The organism is Ruegeria sp. AP7 (assembly GCF_056539905.1).
The window spans coordinates 222,915-239,016 of the sequence record NZ_JBQFVT010000003.1 but is presented as its reverse complement, the minus strand read 5'-3'; the positions used below and the strand labels follow the sequence as shown (position 1 = coordinate 239,016).

The window sequence follows — 16,102 nt, the reverse complement described above, 5'->3', positions numbered from 1 at the left end:
TCTCGCGCAAGGCGGGCCTCCTGATCCGGCCCGCGCGCCTATCGCGTCAGAGCCACTCTGGTATGGTATCGCGGTTTATGATTTCGTCAAAGCTTGGGCGTTCACGAATTACGGCAAATTGATCCCCGTTCACCAGAACTTCAGGGATCAGGGGGCGCGTATTGTACTCGCTGGACATGACCGCGCCATAGGCCCCCGCGCTGCGGAAAGCGATCAGATCACCCGATCTCAGGGGAGGCATATTGCGCTGCTTGGCAAATGTATCACCGGATTCGCAAACAGGACCGACAATGTCATAGGGCCTTTGTTCGACCCCGGCAGCGGGTTCGTCGACGGCGACTATGTCATGATGCGCTTCATACATAGCGGGGCGGATCAGGTCGTTCATCGCCCCGTCAAGGATCAGGAAATCGCGGTCCTCACCGGATTTGACGTAGATGACCTTGGACACCATCAGACCCGCATTACCCGCAATCAGTCGGCCGGGCTCGATCTCGATCTCACAGCCCAGATGGCCCAGCGTTTTCTTGATCATCGCGCCATATTCAACTGGCAAGGGCGGCGCGTCATTGGAACGCGTATAGGGAATGCCCAATCCACCCCCAAGATCAAGGCGCCGAATATTGTGCCCTTCGGAGCGCAAACGCTCAGTGAGTTCCGCGACCTTGTTATAGGCCAGCTCAAACGGCTCCAATTCGGTCAGTTGCGAGCCGATATGGACGTCGATCCCGATCACTTCGAGCCCCGGCAGGCTTGCAGCCAACGCATAAACCTCGGAAGCGCGCGAGATCGGGATGCCAAACTTATTCTCGGACTTTCCAGTAGCAATCTTGGCATGGGTCTTGGCATCGACATCCGGGTTCACCCGAACGGTGATCGGCGCATTCACGCCCAATTCTAGCGCGACCGCATTGATCACCTGCATTTCAGGCTCGGATTCGACGTTGAATTGCCGAATTCCGCCAGTCAATGCCGTGCGAATCTCATCTGCAGTTTTGCCAACGCCCGAGAAGACAATCTTGTCGCCGGGCACGCCTGCAGCCTTGGCACGCAGGTACTCTCCACCAGAAACCACATCCATCCCCGCACCTGCCTGAGCCAGCGTCTTCAGGATTGCCTGATTGCTGGCCGCTTTCATCGCGTAGCAGACAAGGTGGTCGGTGCCCTCAAGCGCGTCATCAAACAGCTTGAAATGCCGCAGCAAAGTAGCCGTCGAATAAACATAAAACGGGGTTCCGACCGCTGCAGCGATTTCGGAGATTGGCACATCCTCGGCGAAAAGCGCGCCGTCGCGGTAGAGAAAATGATCCATACCGCGCGCTTAGACCAAAAGAGGCATGTGGATCAAATGATTCCAGCCATCTGCAGAAATCCCATCGCTATCTAGAAGGTCTTCGATGCACCGATCCGCGCATATCCAGATACCGAAATTCCTGTCGAGCGGGCTTCGGGCTCAGGTTTGGGTTGTGGTTTGTATGCCGGGTCGCAAGCTGCAAGAATGACAAGTGCCAAGATCAGGCCAAAGAATTTCATGTTGCCACCTTACGTCCAGATGAGCAGCGTGCAGCCGGTTGTTCTGCTCACATGGGGATAACAAATACAAATGGCAATGCCTCAGAGCCCCAGAAATACGCCCAGACCACCGCGGCGCACACCAACCCCGACACCGCCATACGTGCCGCTGCTGCCAACACCAACACTTGCGCTCATGGTGGGTTGGATGGGTTCGCCGTCAGCGCCGCATCCGGCCAGAGCCGTTGCAACCGCAATCAAATGCACCACGCGTCGTATATGCATTACACCAGCGCCCTCCATCGCTTGATCTGGGCTCGCACCTGATCCGGTGCGGTGCCTCCATAGGACTGGCGCGAGTTTACCGAATTATCGACCGTAAGAACAGAATAGACATCATCAGTGATGTCAGCATGAACCGACTGCATGTCCTCAAGCGTCAAGTCAGGCAGGTCGCAGCCTTTGCTCTCGGCCATGGAAACCAGCGAACCGGTTACATGGTGCGCATCGCGGAACGGCAGGCCAAGCACACGGACAAGCCAGTCGGCCAGATCGGTTGCAGTTGAGAAACCGGACCCTGCAGCAGCTGCAAGGCTGTCGCGGTTGGCGGTCATGTCCATGACCATCCCTTCCATTGCGGCAAGCGCCAGCATCCAGTTGTCGGCGGCATCAAAGACCTGTTCCTTGTCTTCCTGCATGTCCTTGGAATAGGCCAGCGGCAAGCCCTTCATCACCATCATCAACGCTGTATTGGCGCCGTAAATGCGACCCACTTTGGCGCGGATCAATTCCGCGGCATCGGGGTTCTTTTTCTGCGGCATGATTGACGAGCCGGTCGAGAACCGATCGGACAACGTGACAAAACGGAATTGGGCCGAAGACCAGATCACCAGTTCCTCGGCGAAGCGCGACAGGTGGACCGCACAGATCGAAGCTGTCGACAGTAACTCCAGCGCAAAATCGCGGTCGCTGACGGCATCCAGCGAGTTGGCTGCGGGGCGATCAAAGCCCAGCGCTTCGGCGGTCATGTGTCGATCAATTGGGAAAGAGGTCCCTGCTAGCGCAGCAGCGCCCAAGGGGGATTCGTTCATCCGTGCACGCGCATCGCGGACGCGGGATAGGTCGCGGCCAAACATCTCGACATAGGCCATCATATGGTGGCCCCAGGTCACTGGCTGCGCGGTTTGAAGATGGGTAAAGCCCGGCATGACCCAATCGGCACCAGCTTCGGCCTGCGCCAAAAGCGCGCGGATCAGGGCCAGCAGGCCAGTTTCCGCTGCGTCCAGTTGGTCACGGACCCAAAGTTTGAAATCGGTCGCGACCTGATCATTCCGGCTACGACCCGTGTGTAAACGACCTGCTGGCTCTCCAATCACCTCCTTCAACCGCGCCTCGACATTCATATGAATGTCTTCCAGCGCGGTCGAAAACTGAAACGTACCGTTCTGGATTTCTGACAAAACGGTGAGCAGCCCTTCCCGAATAGCCTGCGCATCACTATCAGTTATAACGCCTGTGGCAGCCAACATGGCGGCATGGGCGCGCGAGCCTGCGATGTCTTGGGCTGCCATCCGCTGATCGAACCCGATCGAGGCATTGATTGCCTCCATGATCGCGTCTGGACCGGCGGCAAAGCGGCCGCCCCACATCTGGTTCGAAGATTGATCGGTCATGTAAGAAAACCCGGAGTTGATATGCGCCTATTTCGTCTGATCCCCCTTTATATGGCCCTTGCGCTGGGTGCAAACGCCGCTTTGGCAACGGATGCCGAGACTCTGGGCCCGCTGCGCGAGGGCACGTTGAAACGGCTGATCCTGCATAAGGAACCAAAACCCGCCAAGACCATCGAGTTTCAGTTGGAAGACGATGGCGGTGTCGGCACGCTGGAAGACTATGTTGGCAAATACGTGTTGGTGAACTTCTGGGCCACATGGTGCGCCCCCTGCCGCAAGGAAATGCCGCAGATTGCCGAGCTTCAGGAAGAATTTGGCGGCGACAAGTTCCAGGTGCTGACCTTGGCCACTGGCCGTAACACGCCTGCCGGGATCAAGAAGTTCTTTGACGAGAACGGCATCGACAACCTGCCACGCCATCAGGACCCCAACTCTGCCGCCGCACGCGAATTCGGTGTCATCGCTCTGCCGATTACCGTCATTCTGAACCCCGAAGGGCAGGAAATTGCGCGCCTGATCGGCGATGCGGAATGGAACTCGGAAAGCGCGAAGTCAATCATATCGACTCTGGTTGAGGCCAATAGCTAAAGCCGCCCGCTTCATTTTGTGTTAGAGTGAAACTGGCCCCGTTGGGCCGGTTTTCGTTTGTGATCAGCGAAATGGAGGCCATATGAAGCCAGTAGTATTACTGATCGGCCGTTTGCCGAATGTAATCGGTGACGTTGCACGGCAGTTGGATCATTTGCCTATCCAATGGCTGGGCGCACATGATCAGAATGAGGTCCGGCGACAACTGGACACCGAACCCCGCATCGCCTGCGCCATCATGGGTGCCGGTCTGGACGACAACATACGCGGTGAAATGGTCGGCATCATTGCCGCGCGCCGCCCCGATATCTGCATCCATCTAAAAGATCGCACATCGGGCCCCGAGGGTTTGGTGCCCTTTGTCGAACGGGTGGTGCAACACGAAGTTCTGGACGGCCTAGAGCACGGCTGACGCCACGCCACCTTTGACAGGCAATTCGACCTCTTGCAGTTTGTCAGCAGGAGGATCGAATGCCGCTGGAAATTCTGTTGGGACTTGTCGTCGGCGGCATTGCCGGGATCGCGCTATTGTTGCATCTGACGGGTAGATCTCGTTTGCGCCTACTGACGCCTGAAACCGCACAAATCCAATGGCTTCGACACTTCCCTGATGACACAGTCATTGATGTCACGGTCGCCCATGACAGTCATGCCGCCCTTGTACGAACCGAGACAGGCGCCGGGTTGCTGTGGTCCTTCGGGGCTGACACCGTAGCCCGGCATCTGCTGGATTTCGACAGGATCGACCATCCCGATGGGTTTGAGGTTCAATTTCACGATTTCAGCACTCCGCGCGTACTCATCCATCTCGACGAAACCGAGTGCCGCCACTGGCGACATCTGATGGAACCCGCATGACTGATCACGTAAGCTTTCCCGACGCGGTGCAATGGGCCGTACCGTTTTTCATCGCCGCCATTCTGGCGGAATTTCTATGGATCGCCGTCAAAGGTCAGGGCGGTCGGTATGAGACGCGCGATGCCGTGACTTCGTTGATCATGGGGGCGGGCAACATTGCCTCAGGCTTTTTGCTGGGCTTCATCGCGTATGCGTTTTTCATGTGGCTGTGGCAAATCACGCCGCTGAACCTGGGCACTTCGATCCCGGTCATCATCCTCTGCTTTGTGCTGGATGATCTGCGCTATTATTGGGTCCACCGGTTCGGGCACCGTATCCGCTGGGTCTGGGCCAGCCACGTGAACCACCACAGCTCGCAACATTACAACCTTACAACAGCGCTGCGGCAAACCTGGACCTATACGTTCACCTTCATGATGGTGGTGCGTGCGCCGTTGATCCTGCTGGGCTTTCATCCCGCAATGGTGCTGTTTGTCGGCGGCTTGAACCTGATCTATCAGTTCTGGATTCACACCGAAGCCATTGGCAAAATGCCCCGCTGGTTCGAGGCCTTGATGAACACCCCCAGCCACCACCGTGCCCATCACGGACGCAATGCACGCTATCTGGATTGCAATTATGCCGGTGTGTTCATCATCTGGGACAGGCTGTTTGGCACATTTGTTCCCGAGCAAGCAGATGACAAGGTCGACTATGGCCTCGTACACAATATCGGCACCTTCAATCCACTGCGCGTGGCGTTTCATGAATGGGTCGGAATTTGGAAGGATGCCACCCAGCCTGGGCTGACATTGCGCCAGCGATTAGCGTATTGTTTTGCTCCTCCGGGCTACAGCCATGATGGTAGCCGAGACAATTCCGAGCAGATCAAGGCCAAACATCTTGTCCGCCATCCGGAAGATAGCGGAACACCGGGGTTTGAGCAATTCGACCCGCAGGCGTCCGCCACCGCGCCAAAGCGGGCCTAAGTCTCAAAAAGACCTTTTCTCTGCTTGATTTTTGGCACAGCTGCTCCATATCCGATAGGTGATTTAAGTAAGCATTCTCCGGAGACCCGCATGTCAAAATTGCTGAGAATTTCTACCGTTACTGGTTTGCTGGGTCTTGTCATCACCATGGCCGCCGCGCTCAACGGAACTGTCCCGACTATTTTGGGTCTCGGATTTGTTATGGCCGCGCTTGGACTGTTCGGAGCACTGGTTGGCGCGGCGGCTTCGCTGCGGCATGCCCGGCAGTCCACACACTGATCACCGGCCCAACACCTGCAGATAAATACACGCTCATTAACTCCGGTTTTACCTGTCTTGCCTGAAACTGTTGTCCGGACCGTAATCGTCGGGATCAGAGGAATGGTAGAAAATGGGAAACAGGAAGCGCGCGGACCTGCCTGAAGGGTCGGACAACCCGTTGAGCGCCGCCGTCACCTCTCGGGACCAATCCGTCGTTCAGATGGCCACTGAAGCGGTAAAGCACAAGAAATGCAGGCTGGCGTTTCAACCCGTTATTCAGGCTCACCCCCCGCAAGGGATCGCCTTTTACGAAGGGTTCATCCGCGTATTGGATGAAACCGGTCGCGTCATACCCGCACGCGAGTTCATGCCACAGGTAGAAAACACGCCTATCGGTCGTGATCTGGATTGCATAGCGCTCGACATGGGATTGCGCACCCTGATCCGAAATCCCGGCATTCGCTTGTCCATCAACATGTCCGCCCGATCCATCGGTTATTCCAACTGGTCGCGTGTACTGGATAGGTTCCTGAAAAAAGACGCAAGCCTGGGCGAGAGGTTGATTCTGGAAATCTCCGAAGCGTCAGCCATGCAGTTGCCCGAGCTGGTGGTTGACTTCATGGATCAGCAACAAGCCCGCGGGATCGCCTTCGCGCTGGATGACTTCGGAGCCAGCAACTTCAGCTTTCGCCATTTTCGCGAGTTTCTGTTCGACGCCGCCAAGATCGACGGGCAGTTCATACGTGGCGTCAGTAAGAACTCTGACAATCAGGCGCTGGTGCGCGCGCTGATCGCCGTGGCACGTGAATTTGAAATTCTCGTGACCGCCGAATCGGTCGAGATCGCTGAAGATGCTGCTTTTCTGATCGAAAATGGGGTCGATTGCCTGCAGGGCTTCTTGTACGGCGCACCTTCGGTCTCCTCACCTTGGGTCAAAGAAAAATCCTCAAAAACAGGCAGTTGATAGAAAGAAGCCGCGCAAAGATACACCGCAGTCAACTCTGAGACAAGCTGCCCGTTGCTGCAGATGCAGCATTGCGGTATTGCAGAAGGTGCTGGAGCGGGGAACCCGAGGCGCTCTTGTATCCGGAGAAAGCCTCTCCACGACCTGCGCCGTCAGATTTCCCACAAGACCATGACGGTAAAGGATTGACTGTATGACCAACGTAGTAATCGCATCCGCCGCACGTACGGGCGTCGGTAGCTTTAGCGGTTCGTTTGCGAACACCCCCGCACATGATTTGGGCGCTGCCGTCCTGGAGGCCGTTGTCGAGCGCGCCGGGGTCGACAAGGGTGAGGTAAGCGAAACCATCATGGGTCAGGTCCTGACCGCCGCACAAGGGCAGAATCCCGCCCGTCAGGCGCATATCAATGCAGGTCTGCCGCAGGAAAGCGCGGCATGGGGCATCAATCAGGTTTGCGGTTCGGGTCTGCGCGCTGTCGCTCTGGGCGCTCAGCACATCCAGTTGGGCGACGCCGAGATCGTGGCTGCAGGTGGACAAGAGAACATGACCCTATCACCCCACGCCGCCGCCCTACGCGCCGGTCACAAGATGGGTGACATGAAATACATCGACACTATGATCCGCGATGGTCTGTGGGATGCCTTCAACGGCTATCACATGGGTCAGACCGCCGAAAACGTGGCCGAGAAATGGCAGATCAGCCGCGACATGCAGGACGAATTCGCTGTTGCTTCGCAGAACAAGGCCGAAGCAGCCCAAAACGCTGGAAAATTCGCCGACGAGATCGTGCCCTTCACCATCAAGACCCGCAGGGGCGACATCGTGATGGATAAGGACGAATACATCCGCCATGGCGCGACCATGGAGGCGATGGCCAAACTGCGCCCGGCTTTCACCAAGGATGGCTCGGTCACGGCGGCAAATGCTTCGGGCCTGAACGATGGTGCCGCAGCCACCCTGCTGATGTCGGCCGAGAATGCCGAAAAGCGCGGAATTGAGCCTCTGGCCCGTATCGCCTCATACGCGACCGCCGGCCTGGACCCGTCAATCATGGGTGTCGGCCCGATCTACGCTTCGCGCAAAGCGCTGGAAAAAGCGGGCTGGTCGGTTGACGATCTGGATCTGGTCGAGGCCAACGAAGCATTTGCTGCACAGGCCTGCGCCGTGAACAAAGACATGGGCTGGGATCCGTCGATTGTGAACGTCAACGGCGGTGCAATTGCTATCGGTCACCCGATTGGGGCCTCGGGCTGTCGGGTTCTGAACACCCTGCTATTCGAAATGAAACGCCGCGACGCGAAGAAGGGTCTTGCGACCCTTTGCATTGGTGGTGGCATGGGCGTCGCATTGTGCGTGGAGCGCGACTAATTGCGCTGAAAACTAATTACAAAAGGGCGTCCACAGGACGCCCTTTTTTGTTACAATCGGATCATATCCCTAAACTGCGACAATATCGCCGGACAGAAAGATTAATTCGATCGCGAAACGATATTGCGCAACCTCAACTCTCAGAGTAACAGAATTACCAAGACGACTAAATTTGGAGGAGTCCTAAATGGCACGTACAGCACTCGTAACCGGCGGTTCCCGCGGCATCGGCGCAGCAATTTCCAAGGCGTTGAAGGCCGAAGGATATAATGTTGCCGCCACTTATGCAGGCAATGACGAAGCCGCCGCAAAGTTCACCGAAGAAACCGGTATCAACACCTATAAATGGAATGTTGCGGATTACGACGAATCCAAAGCGGGCATCGAAAAAGTCGAGGCCGAGGTCGGCCCGATCGACATTGTGGTCGCCAACGCAGGTATCACCCGCGATGCGCCGTTCCACAAGATGACGCCTGAGCAATGGCATCAGGTGATCGACACGAACCTGACGGGTGTCTTCAACACCGTTCACCCGGTATGGCCGGGCATGCGCGAGCGTAAGTTCGGCCGGATCATCGTGATCAGCTCAATCAACGGCCAGAAAGGTCAGTTCGCCCAGGTGAATTATGCCGCAACAAAAGCAGGTGATCTGGGTATTGTAAAATCGCTGGCACAGGAAGGTGCGCGGGCCGGTATCACCGCCAATGCAATCTGCCCCGGCTATATCGCGACCGAAATGGTCATGGCAGTACCTGAGAAGGTACGCGAATCGATCATTGGCCAGATCCCTGCAGGTCGCCTGGGTGAGCCGGAAGAGATTGCGCGTTGCGTCGCCTTTCTTGCCTCGGACGATTCGCAATTCATCAACGGCTCGACCATTTCGGCCAACGGTGCACAGTTCTTCGTCTGAACCAACGGCATTGGAACGAAAACGGGCAGGTCCATCAAGGACCGGCCCTTCTTTTATCCCGTAAGTCCGCGCGCGCTGCGGTCAGCGGGAACCAAAAATCATTCGCCAGATGCTCCTGACCGCTTTACCGCGTTCGCAATGCGCCTTTTGAAAGGCACGCTGAACCGAAGGATGGGTTGTCATCTCAATCATGTTTGCCTCTTTCTCAGATCAGTTTCATTTGACTTGCTCCGATGATGAGGCATATTTATCTGACCTACAAACGAGCTTTTTCGTATAGTCAGTTAAGGATATTTTAACTGGATGAGCGACCGCCTGCCACCATTGACCGCATTGCGTGCCTTTGATGCCGCCGCGCGGCACATGTCTTTTGCCAAGGCCGCGGAAGAGTTACACGTCACCCCCGCAGCACTATCCTTTCAGATCAAATCGCTTGAGGAGCACCTCGGGCAACCGCTGTTTCGCCGCCTGAACCGCGCCGTTGAACTAACCGAGGCCGGACGCACATTAGCACCCGGCGCAGCAGAGGGATTTACGACACTACAGACAGCATGGGCTGCAACACGAAGGTTGCAGAGCAGCGGGACGCTGACTCTCACTGCCGGACCAGCCTTGACCGCAAAGTGGTTGGCCCCCCGCTTGTTCGAGTTTGCTCGACTCCATCCGGACATCGAACTGCGGCTATCCGCATCACTAAAGGTTGTCGATTTGCGGCGGGATGATGTGGATGCGGCGATCCGATTTGGAATATCTGACGACGCAGACCTGGCTTCCTACGCCGCAAGACCAGATTGGGTGACGCCTATTATGACACCTGAATTGCATGAGAGGTTCCAAACACCCGAATCGCTGCGTGACGCACCGCTGATATTTGATGATTCCCTCTTCAAGGTCGCCCCTGGTTGCGATTGGCAGTCCTGGTTTCGCGCCGTTGGTATGTCGTATTCACCTGCAACGGGCACCCATTTTTCTCAACCTGATCACGCGATTGATGCAGCCTGCGCCGGGTTGGGGGTTGCACTGGGGCGGCGGCCTTTGATCATCAAGGATGTGAGCGAGGGCCGACTTGTCGCCCCGTTCAAAGTGGCGGTGCAGACCGAAGCGCGGTTCCGATTCATTTGCCTGCCCGAAGCCAAAGACCGCCCACAAATAGCAGCTTTCCGAGAATGGTTCTTTGCAGAGATCGAAAAAACCGCGCATATGTGGGACGACTTTGAGATCATCCCAGAAAAGGAACTTGGACGCCCATGACTCGTTCCCGTGCGACCGCAATCGGCTTTGTCGCCGTCTTGCTGTGGTCTCTGCTGGCCTTGTTTACCGTGGGCTCAGCCCCCACACCACCTCTGTTGCTGAACGCAATTTGTTTTACGATCGGTGGAACTTTGGGCCTGATCTGGACTATAGCAAATGGAGCCCTGAGGCAGTTGGGCCAGATCGCATGGACCACGTATCTGTTCGGTGCAATTGGGCTTTTCGGATATCACGCTTTGTATTTCTCAGCCCTGCGCATGGCACCCGCCGCTGAGGCGGGGCTGATCGCTTATCTCTGGCCTTTGCTCATTGTTTTGCTGTCCGGCTTGCTCCCCGGCGAACACCTGAAGCCTGGCCACCTGATCGGTGCTAGCCTTGGCTTTGCCGGGGCTGCAGTGATCATTACTGGTGGCAGCAGTGCAGGGTTTCAGGCGCAACATCTGCCCGGTTATGGGCTGGCCCTTTTGTGTGCGCTGACTTGGTCAGGCTATTCGGTTCTGTCGCGAAGGTTGGGCGATGTACCGACAAGTTCGGTTGCGGTGTTCTGCATCATCACAGCAACAGCCTCTTGGGCGCTGCATTTTGCAATTGAAGAAACAGTCTGGCCGAAGGGCGCAATAGGCTGGGCCTCAACCCTCGCCTTGGGTTTAGGTCCGGTCGGGCTGGCGTTCTATGTTTGGGATATTGGGGTCAAACGCGGGGACATTCAAATCCTCGGCACCGCCTCATACGCGGCACCTTTGCTATCGACGCTTGTATTGGTTCTGGCCGGGATCGCCGCCCTGTCGTGGGGATTGGCGATCGCGGCCTTGCTTGTCACCGGTGGCGCTGCAATCGCTGCCCGCGCCAGCCTGAAGGCTTAGGCCGACAGGCGCTCGATCTCTTCTTTCAGCTTCAGTTTCTGCTTCTTGAGCTGTGCAATATGGAGATCGTCAATACCAGGTGAGCGTTGAGCTTCTTCTACTTCAAGACCGAGAATTTCGTGTTTTTTCTTCAACTCCGTCAGATGCGCGCTCACGCTCATGGCGGTCCTCCTTCTCTGGTTTGGTAAGTATGACGTAAGAAGTTGATCACATCATTTCCAGACTGTCACGCTGCAGACGCACAGAATCTGTAATAAATCCGACAAATTCGGCTGGTCATTGCCGATCTGAACCGAATCCGGCCAATGCGGCGCCATCGCGCAGCACCGCCGAAACCTCGGGAGTATAGCTTTCACCATCATTGAGGTGCCGATCCCCCTGATGCATTATCAGCGGAGATTGTAACCGAAAGCTGGCGCGACCTCCCTTACGAACTCGTAGAATCACCAACTCGGCCGGGCGGCCCACGCGTGCAGAAAGAGGCAACACTTCGGCCGACCCCAAGCGGCCACTGCATGCAGCCAGCATGTCTGGCAAGCGATCCGCTTTCTGGATCATGTGCAAGTATCCTCGTGGTGCTAACCGCCGGGCCGCAACATCTATCCACGCTGTGAGCGGGGTATTTTCCCCCAAAGCAATCTGCCGCCCCGGATCGGTCGATGGGCTATGGGCACCTGGCCTGTAATAAGGCGGGTTAGCGATGACATGATCGAACTGCGCTTGTTTCAGGTCGCTGGGTAGCGCGCTCAGATCAGCCTCGACCACCGACAGGTCCATAGAGTTCTGAGTGGCATTTTGACGCGCCAGTTCCGCATAAGCGGATTGCAATTCGACCCCTGTCGCCTGCAATTGCGGAACACGTGCCAACAAACACAAAATAGCGGCTCCCGCGCCACATCCGAGCTCTAACACTGACTGACCCTTGAGGGCAGGAACCGAAGCCGCCAGCAAGACAGGATCAACGCCCGCGCGATACCCAGTCTTTGGTTGCCATAATCGCACACGACCACCCAGAAATTCATTCAGCGTCAACTCATTGTCGGAAAACAAGCTCATCGCCCCAGCGGTATCTCGTTATCACGCATAACGCGCTCGGCGCGGGTCAGGTCATCGGCGCGCACCATCAAGCGACGAGGGAAAATTCCTATACCCCCTTCGAGGATGCTCATATTTACGTCCATCTGAAAGCAGTCTATATCCTCGCCCTCAAGGAGAGCCGTTGCAAAAGCCAGGATTGTCGGATCGGTGCTGCGCAATAGTTCTTTCATGGGGATGGATGTAAGGGCAAGGTGACTGGGATGTCGAGCCTTGTATCAGGAGTGTGATGAGCGTCAGCACGATCTCGAAACCGCATGAGCGTCTGGCTGAGATGTTGGCGGGTGAAATGGCAGCGGTGAATACGCTGATTCGGACCCGAATGGCGTCGGAACATGCCCCACGCATCCCCGAAGTGACTGCACATCTGGTTGAGGCAGGTGGCAAACGCCTGCGCCCAATGCTGACGCTGGCTGCTGCACAGTTATTTGGCTATTCCGGCGACCATCACGTTAAGCTGGCCGCGACTGTCGAATTCATCCACACCGCGACCCTTTTGCACGACGACGTCGTGGACGAAAGCGGACAGCGGCGTGGGCGGCCCACCGCAAACTTGCTATGGGACAATAAATCCAGCGTTCTGGTTGGCGACTATCTGTTTTCCCGCAGTTTCCAGCTGATGGTTGAAACGGGCTCGCTACGGGTTCTGGATATTCTGGCTAACGCGTCGGCCACGATCGCGGAAGGTGAAGTGCTGCAGATGACAGCAGCCACCGATCTGGGTACGGATGAGGGTGTCTATCTGCAAGTCGTGCGCGGGAAGACTGCCGCGCTTTTCTCGGCTGCAACCGAGGTTGGTGGTGTCATTGCCGGCGCAAACGATGCTCAAGTCAAAGCGCTTTACGATTATGGTGATGCGCTTGGGGTTGCCTTCCAGATCGCTGATGATCTTTTGGATTATCAAGGTGATAGCGCGGTCACCGGCAAGAATGTCGGTGATGACTTCCGCGAGCGAAAGCTAACACTGCCCGTCATTAAAGCTGTGGCGCAAGCCACCGCTGATGAACATGCTTTCTGGGAACGCACGATAGGGCGCGGACGTCAGGAAGAAGGCGATCTGGACTACGCCCTATCGCTGATGGCCAAATACCGCACGCTGGAAGCTACCCGCGCAGATGCGTTCGGCTGGGCAGCCAAGGCGAAGGCGTCATTGGAAGCCGTTCCTGACCACGAATTCCGCACATTGCTAGGCGATCTGGCGGACTATGTTGTTTCGCGCCTCAACTAAGCATCGTCGCGCGGCACCACCAGTTGGGTTGGGCGGCTCCGATCTCGTAGGCGGCGAAATGGGCCGCTTTCAGGGTTGGATAGAGCGCGATACAGGTAGAGCCTGAACCTGACATGCGGGTCAGTAACACGCCGCGCGTATCGCTCAGTGCATCAAGGACAGCTGCAATTCCCGGCGCTACCGTCATCGCTGGCGCTTCAAGGTCATTGCGCTGATCCCTTAGCCACGCCGCGCAATCTTCTGGTGTTTTGAACGTAGGAATTCTCGCTGGCATAGGCGTGTTCTCTCGACTTTGAAGCGCAGAGAACACCGGCCCGGTTGGAACTGCGATCCCCGGATTAACAAGAAGAGCTGGCAATGGCGGCAAATTAATCGGTTCGATCTGCTCACCAATACCTCGCATTCGCGCCGCGGCAGCGTATAGGCATGCCGGGACATCTGCCCCCAGCGACAACGCAATATCATTGGCGTTTTTGAACCCCTGAGCGGTCGCCGTGCGCAGGAACGCGGCTGCGTCCGAAGACCCGCCTCCGATACCGCCGCCATGGGGCAGTTGCTTGTCTAGAAGAATGCTGCCGGCCCAGCCTGCCGCCTCCGCAGCCTGCCAGACCAGATTGCTATGGTTGATTGGCACACCGCTCGAGAACTCGCCTTCTACCGACAACGCCAGCTTGGGTCCCGAAGAAAAGCTAAGTCGATCCCCGACATCTGCGAAGGCAACCATCGAATCCAGCAGATGATAGCCATCATCTCGCTGGCCGATTACATGCAGGGTCAGGTTGATTTTGGCGGGGGCAAATGCCTCAGCCTTCATTGGCGACCTTCAATGGCTCAGCGCCCTCTTCGTGCAAGACAGTATCCAGCCCAACCTCAATCTTACGACGAATACGCTCAGGATCGGCCTCTCCATCGGTGTCTTCGGGGTCGATGAAGGACAGGGCACGTTTCCACTGAAACTCCGCCTCGCGAGCACGACCGACAGCCCAATAAACATCGCCCAGATGATCATTCACCACCGGATCGACAGGCATCAGCTCAACAGCCCGCTCCATATGATCAACCGCCTCGTCATAGCGGCCAAGGCGGAATAGCACCCACCCAAGACTGTCGACAATATAGCCGCTGTCCGGTCGCGCAGCGACGGCGCGTTCAATCATCTCAAGCGCTTCATCCAGCTTCTCTTTTCGTTCAACCAACGAATACCCCAAGTAATTCAGCACCTGCGGTTGATCCGGATTTAACTCAAGCGCGCGTCGGAAATCGGCCTCGGCCATCTCCCAGTTCTTGAGACGTTCATGGGATATCCCGCGTGCATAGTGCAGGAACCAGTTGCTGCCCGCGCCTTCCTCGGTCAGAGCAATGGCCTTGTCATATGACGTAACTGCCGCCGCATAATTTTCCTGCTGACGCCGAAGATCTGCCAAAGCCACATGTACACCCGGCAAATCGGGGCTCTGCGCTGCGAGGTTTTGCAACACTTCAGCGGCCGCATCTTTGCGATCGGAACGGCTGAGCACTTCGGCGCGCCCCAACTCGGCAGCTTGATAGTCGCTGCTTGTCGGTGGTACCTGCCGATAGACATCGACGGCGAGATCATATTGCTCCAGCCCGTCCAGCAGCTCCGCGCTCAACAGGATCGCGTCGATGTGGTCTGAGCGCAGGAACGTCGCGGCCCTAATATAGAGAAGTACATAGTCGGGCGCGGCCTCGGCGCTCAGTGCCGCACCCACTGAATAGAACACTTCGGCCATGCCATCCTGTGCAGATCGCACATGTGTAAACGGCAACGTTTCGCCATTAGTCAGGCGACTTACATACCCTTCAATGGTTGGGTCACTTCCTGCAGCGAACACATCTTCAAGGAATTGAAGCGCATCTTCGTTGCGGTCGAGTTGTGACAAAACTTCGGTTCGCGACAACGCCGCGCGGCGCGAGAAGCGGGCAACAGCACCATTATCGGCCTCAAAAATCGCTTCGGACCCTTCGAAATCCCCGACCGATGCCAAGGCCATAGCCTTATGGTAGAGCGCAAATTCTTTAAGCCCTTCCTGCGTGGAAACCGCATCAAATTCTTCCATCGCCTTGGACATGGCACCCTGCGCCATGTGTGTCCATGCGATCAACAGACCATCGACCAAAGGACCAACCCCCTGTGTCTCAGGGTCACGGGCCAGAAATTCATCCAGCTCTCCGCTTGCAAGCAAATTCGCCGAGATCACCATCCGGGCAGCCTGGCTGGGTAAATCTTGTTCTTCGATGGCATTCGCAACCGGCAAGGCACGCTCGATTTCACCCAGAGCCAACCGCGCTACAACAACGTTTTCTAACAGTTTTGCGTTTTTAGGATCTGCTTGAAGCGCCTGCGAATAATACCGCTCGGCGGCTGGATAGTCGCTTTGATAAATCGCCTGCCGCCCCGCCAGATACGACCCCGACCCGGTATCGGCTGCCGCCGGGAGCGTTATTGCTGAGCTGAGAATGACGGCCAATGCCGTACGTCTTACCAGGGAAACCACCGATTGCCTGCCTTACTGTCGTTGACTGAAGGATAAGCTAGGGCTT

The 16,102-nt window shown here is 56.7% G+C and carries 20 protein-coding genes; 11 read left to right on the top strand and 9 right to left on the bottom strand.

The window, feature by feature from the left end; translation table 11 throughout:
- Window positions 1-46: 46 nt before the first annotated feature.
- The 4 genes from lysA to argH all read right to left on the bottom strand — a co-directional run bounded on the left by lysA (window position 47) and on the right by argH (window position 3,185).
- Window positions 47-1,312, bottom strand: a complete 1,266-nt coding sequence (gene lysA, locus ACR0KN_RS08435) for a diaminopimelate decarboxylase (RefSeq protein WP_480652771.1) — start codon at window positions 1,310-1,312, stop codon at window positions 47-49.
- A 71-nt stretch (window positions 1,313-1,383) separates the two neighbouring features.
- Window positions 1,384-1,533, bottom strand: coding sequence for a hypothetical protein (locus ACR0KN_RS08430; RefSeq protein ID WP_170474195.1), 150 nt, complete (start codon window positions 1,531-1,533; stop codon window positions 1,384-1,386).
- A gap of 81 nt (window positions 1,534-1,614) precedes the next feature.
- Window positions 1,615-1,797 carry an argininosuccinate lyase gene (locus ACR0KN_RS08425; protein WP_480652769.1) on the bottom strand — a complete coding sequence of 61 codons (183 nt, stop codon included), beginning with the start codon at window positions 1,795-1,797 and terminating at the stop codon, window positions 1,615-1,617.
- On the bottom strand, window positions 1,797-3,185 hold the full coding sequence (gene argH / locus ACR0KN_RS08420; RefSeq protein ID WP_480652767.1) for an argininosuccinate lyase: 1,389 nt from the start codon (window positions 3,183-3,185) through the stop codon (window positions 1,797-1,799). The genes ACR0KN_RS08425 and argH overlap by 1 nt, the downstream gene beginning before the upstream one ends.
- Before the next feature lie 21 nt (window positions 3,186-3,206).
- Between argH and ACR0KN_RS08415 the strand changes: the two genes are divergently transcribed.
- From ACR0KN_RS08415 to yddG, 10 genes are all read left to right on the top strand, one after another.
- Window positions 3,207-3,773 (top strand): TlpA disulfide reductase family protein, encoded by a 567-nt coding sequence (locus tag ACR0KN_RS08415; RefSeq protein ID WP_480652765.1) that lies wholly within the window; start codon window positions 3,207-3,209, stop codon window positions 3,771-3,773.
- 82 nt (window positions 3,774-3,855) lie between these two features.
- Window positions 3,856-4,185, top strand: a complete 330-nt coding sequence (locus ACR0KN_RS08410) for a hypothetical protein (RefSeq protein WP_170474183.1) — start codon at window positions 3,856-3,858, stop codon at window positions 4,183-4,185.
- Window positions 4,186-4,244: 59 nt separating this feature from the next.
- On the top strand, window positions 4,245-4,631 hold the full coding sequence (locus tag ACR0KN_RS08405; RefSeq protein ID WP_480652763.1) for a hypothetical protein: 387 nt from the start codon (window positions 4,245-4,247) through the stop codon (window positions 4,629-4,631).
- Window positions 4,628-5,599: a sterol desaturase family protein gene (locus ACR0KN_RS08400; protein ID WP_170544659.1), complete on the top strand. Its 972-nt coding sequence runs from the start codon at window positions 4,628-4,630 to the stop codon at window positions 5,597-5,599. Before ACR0KN_RS08405 ends, ACR0KN_RS08400 begins: the two co-directional genes overlap by 4 nt.
- A gap of 90 nt (window positions 5,600-5,689) precedes the next feature.
- The gene (locus ACR0KN_RS08395) at window positions 5,690-5,878 is read left to right on the top strand and encodes a hypothetical protein (RefSeq protein WP_170544662.1); all 189 of its coding nucleotides are present in this window, start codon (window positions 5,690-5,692) and stop codon (window positions 5,876-5,878) included.
- Between the two features lie 112 nt (window positions 5,879-5,990).
- On the top strand, window positions 5,991-6,824 hold the full coding sequence (locus ACR0KN_RS08390) for an EAL domain-containing protein (protein WP_480652760.1): 834 nt from the start codon (window positions 5,991-5,993) through the stop codon (window positions 6,822-6,824).
- Window positions 6,825-7,017: 193 nt separating this feature from the next.
- Window positions 7,018-8,193 (top strand): acetyl-CoA C-acetyltransferase, encoded by a 1,176-nt coding sequence (locus ACR0KN_RS08385; RefSeq protein ID WP_480652759.1) that lies wholly within the window; start codon window positions 7,018-7,020, stop codon window positions 8,191-8,193.
- 187 nt (window positions 8,194-8,380) lie between these two features.
- Window positions 8,381-9,103 carry an acetoacetyl-CoA reductase gene (gene phbB / locus ACR0KN_RS08380; protein ID WP_010443651.1) on the top strand — a complete coding sequence of 241 codons (723 nt, stop codon included), beginning with the start codon at window positions 8,381-8,383 and terminating at the stop codon, window positions 9,101-9,103.
- Window positions 9,104-9,406: 303 nt separating this feature from the next.
- Window positions 9,407-10,354 (top strand): transcriptional regulator GcvA, encoded by a 948-nt coding sequence (locus ACR0KN_RS08375; RefSeq protein WP_480652757.1) that lies wholly within the window; start codon window positions 9,407-9,409, stop codon window positions 10,352-10,354.
- Window positions 10,351-11,217, top strand: coding sequence for an aromatic amino acid exporter YddG (yddG, locus tag ACR0KN_RS08370; RefSeq protein ID WP_480652755.1), 867 nt, complete (start codon window positions 10,351-10,353; stop codon window positions 11,215-11,217). Before ACR0KN_RS08375 ends, yddG begins: the two co-directional genes overlap by 4 nt.
- On the opposite strand, the gene ACR0KN_RS08365 is transcribed toward yddG, so the two are convergent.
- The 3 genes from ACR0KN_RS08365 to ACR0KN_RS08355 form a co-directional block, all read right to left on the bottom strand.
- Complete coding sequence (locus ACR0KN_RS08365; RefSeq protein WP_010443648.1) at window positions 11,214-11,378, bottom strand: YdcH family protein; 165 nt, start codon at window positions 11,376-11,378, stop codon at window positions 11,214-11,216. The two genes, yddG and ACR0KN_RS08365, sit on opposite strands and share 4 nt — an antisense overlap.
- 115 nt (window positions 11,379-11,493) lie before the next feature.
- Window positions 11,494-12,273, bottom strand: a complete 780-nt coding sequence (locus tag ACR0KN_RS08360) for a tRNA1(Val) (adenine(37)-N6)-methyltransferase (protein ID WP_480652753.1) — start codon at window positions 12,271-12,273, stop codon at window positions 11,494-11,496.
- Window positions 12,270-12,485, bottom strand: coding sequence for a putative signal transducing protein (locus ACR0KN_RS08355; protein ID WP_008755664.1), 216 nt, complete (start codon window positions 12,483-12,485; stop codon window positions 12,270-12,272). The genes ACR0KN_RS08360 and ACR0KN_RS08355 overlap by 4 nt, the downstream gene beginning before the upstream one ends.
- Window positions 12,486-12,541: 56 nt before the next feature.
- Here ACR0KN_RS08355 and ACR0KN_RS08350 point away from each other — a divergent pair, with 56 nt between their 5' ends.
- Window positions 12,542-13,540, top strand: coding sequence for a polyprenyl synthetase family protein (locus tag ACR0KN_RS08350; RefSeq protein WP_480652751.1), 999 nt, complete (start codon window positions 12,542-12,544; stop codon window positions 13,538-13,540).
- Here ACR0KN_RS08350 and ACR0KN_RS08345 read toward each other — a convergent pair.
- A complete protein-coding gene (locus ACR0KN_RS08345; RefSeq protein WP_480652749.1) occupies window positions 13,533-14,354 on the bottom strand; it encodes a 4-(cytidine 5'-diphospho)-2-C-methyl-D-erythritol kinase in 822 nt (273 codons plus the stop codon). The two genes, ACR0KN_RS08350 and ACR0KN_RS08345, sit on opposite strands and share 8 nt — an antisense overlap.
- A complete protein-coding gene (locus ACR0KN_RS08340; protein ID WP_480652747.1) occupies window positions 14,344-16,056 on the bottom strand; it encodes a tetratricopeptide repeat protein in 1,713 nt (570 codons plus the stop codon). Before ACR0KN_RS08340 ends, ACR0KN_RS08345 begins: the two co-directional genes overlap by 11 nt.
- Window positions 16,057-16,102 lie beyond the last annotated feature (46 nt).

Coding starts and splice junctions, on each gene's coding strand:
- ACR0KN_RS08385 (WP_480652759.1), top strand. CDS start 7,018: ATGACCAACGTAGTAATCGCATCCGCCGCACGTACGGGCGTCGGTAGC.
- ACR0KN_RS08390 (WP_480652760.1), top strand. CDS start 5,991: ATGGGAAACAGGAAGCGCGCGGACCTGCCTGAAGGGTCGGACAACCCG.
- ACR0KN_RS08360 (WP_480652753.1), bottom strand. CDS start 12,273: ATGAGCTTGTTTTCCGACAATGAGTTGACGCTGAATGAATTTCTGGGT.
- ACR0KN_RS08400 (WP_170544659.1), top strand. CDS start 4,628: ATGACTGATCACGTAAGCTTTCCCGACGCGGTGCAATGGGCCGTACCG.
- ACR0KN_RS08365 (WP_010443648.1), bottom strand. CDS start 11,378: ATGAGCGTGAGCGCGCATCTGACGGAGTTGAAGAAAAAACACGAAATT.
- ACR0KN_RS08355 (WP_008755664.1), bottom strand. CDS start 12,485: ATGAAAGAACTATTGCGCAGCACCGATCCGACAATCCTGGCTTTTGCA.
- ACR0KN_RS08410 (WP_170474183.1), top strand. CDS start 3,856: ATGAAGCCAGTAGTATTACTGATCGGCCGTTTGCCGAATGTAATCGGT.
- ACR0KN_RS08425 (WP_480652769.1), bottom strand. CDS start 1,797: ATGCATATACGACGCGTGGTGCATTTGATTGCGGTTGCAACGGCTCTG.
- yddG (WP_480652755.1), top strand. CDS start 10,351: ATGACTCGTTCCCGTGCGACCGCAATCGGCTTTGTCGCCGTCTTGCTG.
- phbB (WP_010443651.1), top strand. CDS start 8,381: ATGGCACGTACAGCACTCGTAACCGGCGGTTCCCGCGGCATCGGCGCA.
- ACR0KN_RS08350 (WP_480652751.1), top strand. CDS start 12,542: ATGAGCGTCAGCACGATCTCGAAACCGCATGAGCGTCTGGCTGAGATG.
- argH (WP_480652767.1), bottom strand. CDS start 3,185: ATGACCGATCAATCTTCGAACCAGATGTGGGGCGGCCGCTTTGCCGCC.
- ACR0KN_RS08415 (WP_480652765.1), top strand. CDS start 3,207: ATGCGCCTATTTCGTCTGATCCCCCTTTATATGGCCCTTGCGCTGGGT.
- ACR0KN_RS08345 (WP_480652749.1), bottom strand. CDS start 14,354: ATGAAGGCTGAGGCATTTGCCCCCGCCAAAATCAACCTGACCCTGCAT.
- lysA (WP_480652771.1), bottom strand. CDS start 1,312: ATGGATCATTTTCTCTACCGCGACGGCGCGCTTTTCGCCGAGGATGTG.
- ACR0KN_RS08430 (WP_170474195.1), bottom strand. CDS start 1,533: ATGAAATTCTTTGGCCTGATCTTGGCACTTGTCATTCTTGCAGCTTGC.
- ACR0KN_RS08375 (WP_480652757.1), top strand. CDS start 9,407: ATGAGCGACCGCCTGCCACCATTGACCGCATTGCGTGCCTTTGATGCC.
- ACR0KN_RS08395 (WP_170544662.1), top strand. CDS start 5,690: ATGTCAAAATTGCTGAGAATTTCTACCGTTACTGGTTTGCTGGGTCTT.
- ACR0KN_RS08405 (WP_480652763.1), top strand. CDS start 4,245: ATGCCGCTGGAAATTCTGTTGGGACTTGTCGTCGGCGGCATTGCCGGG.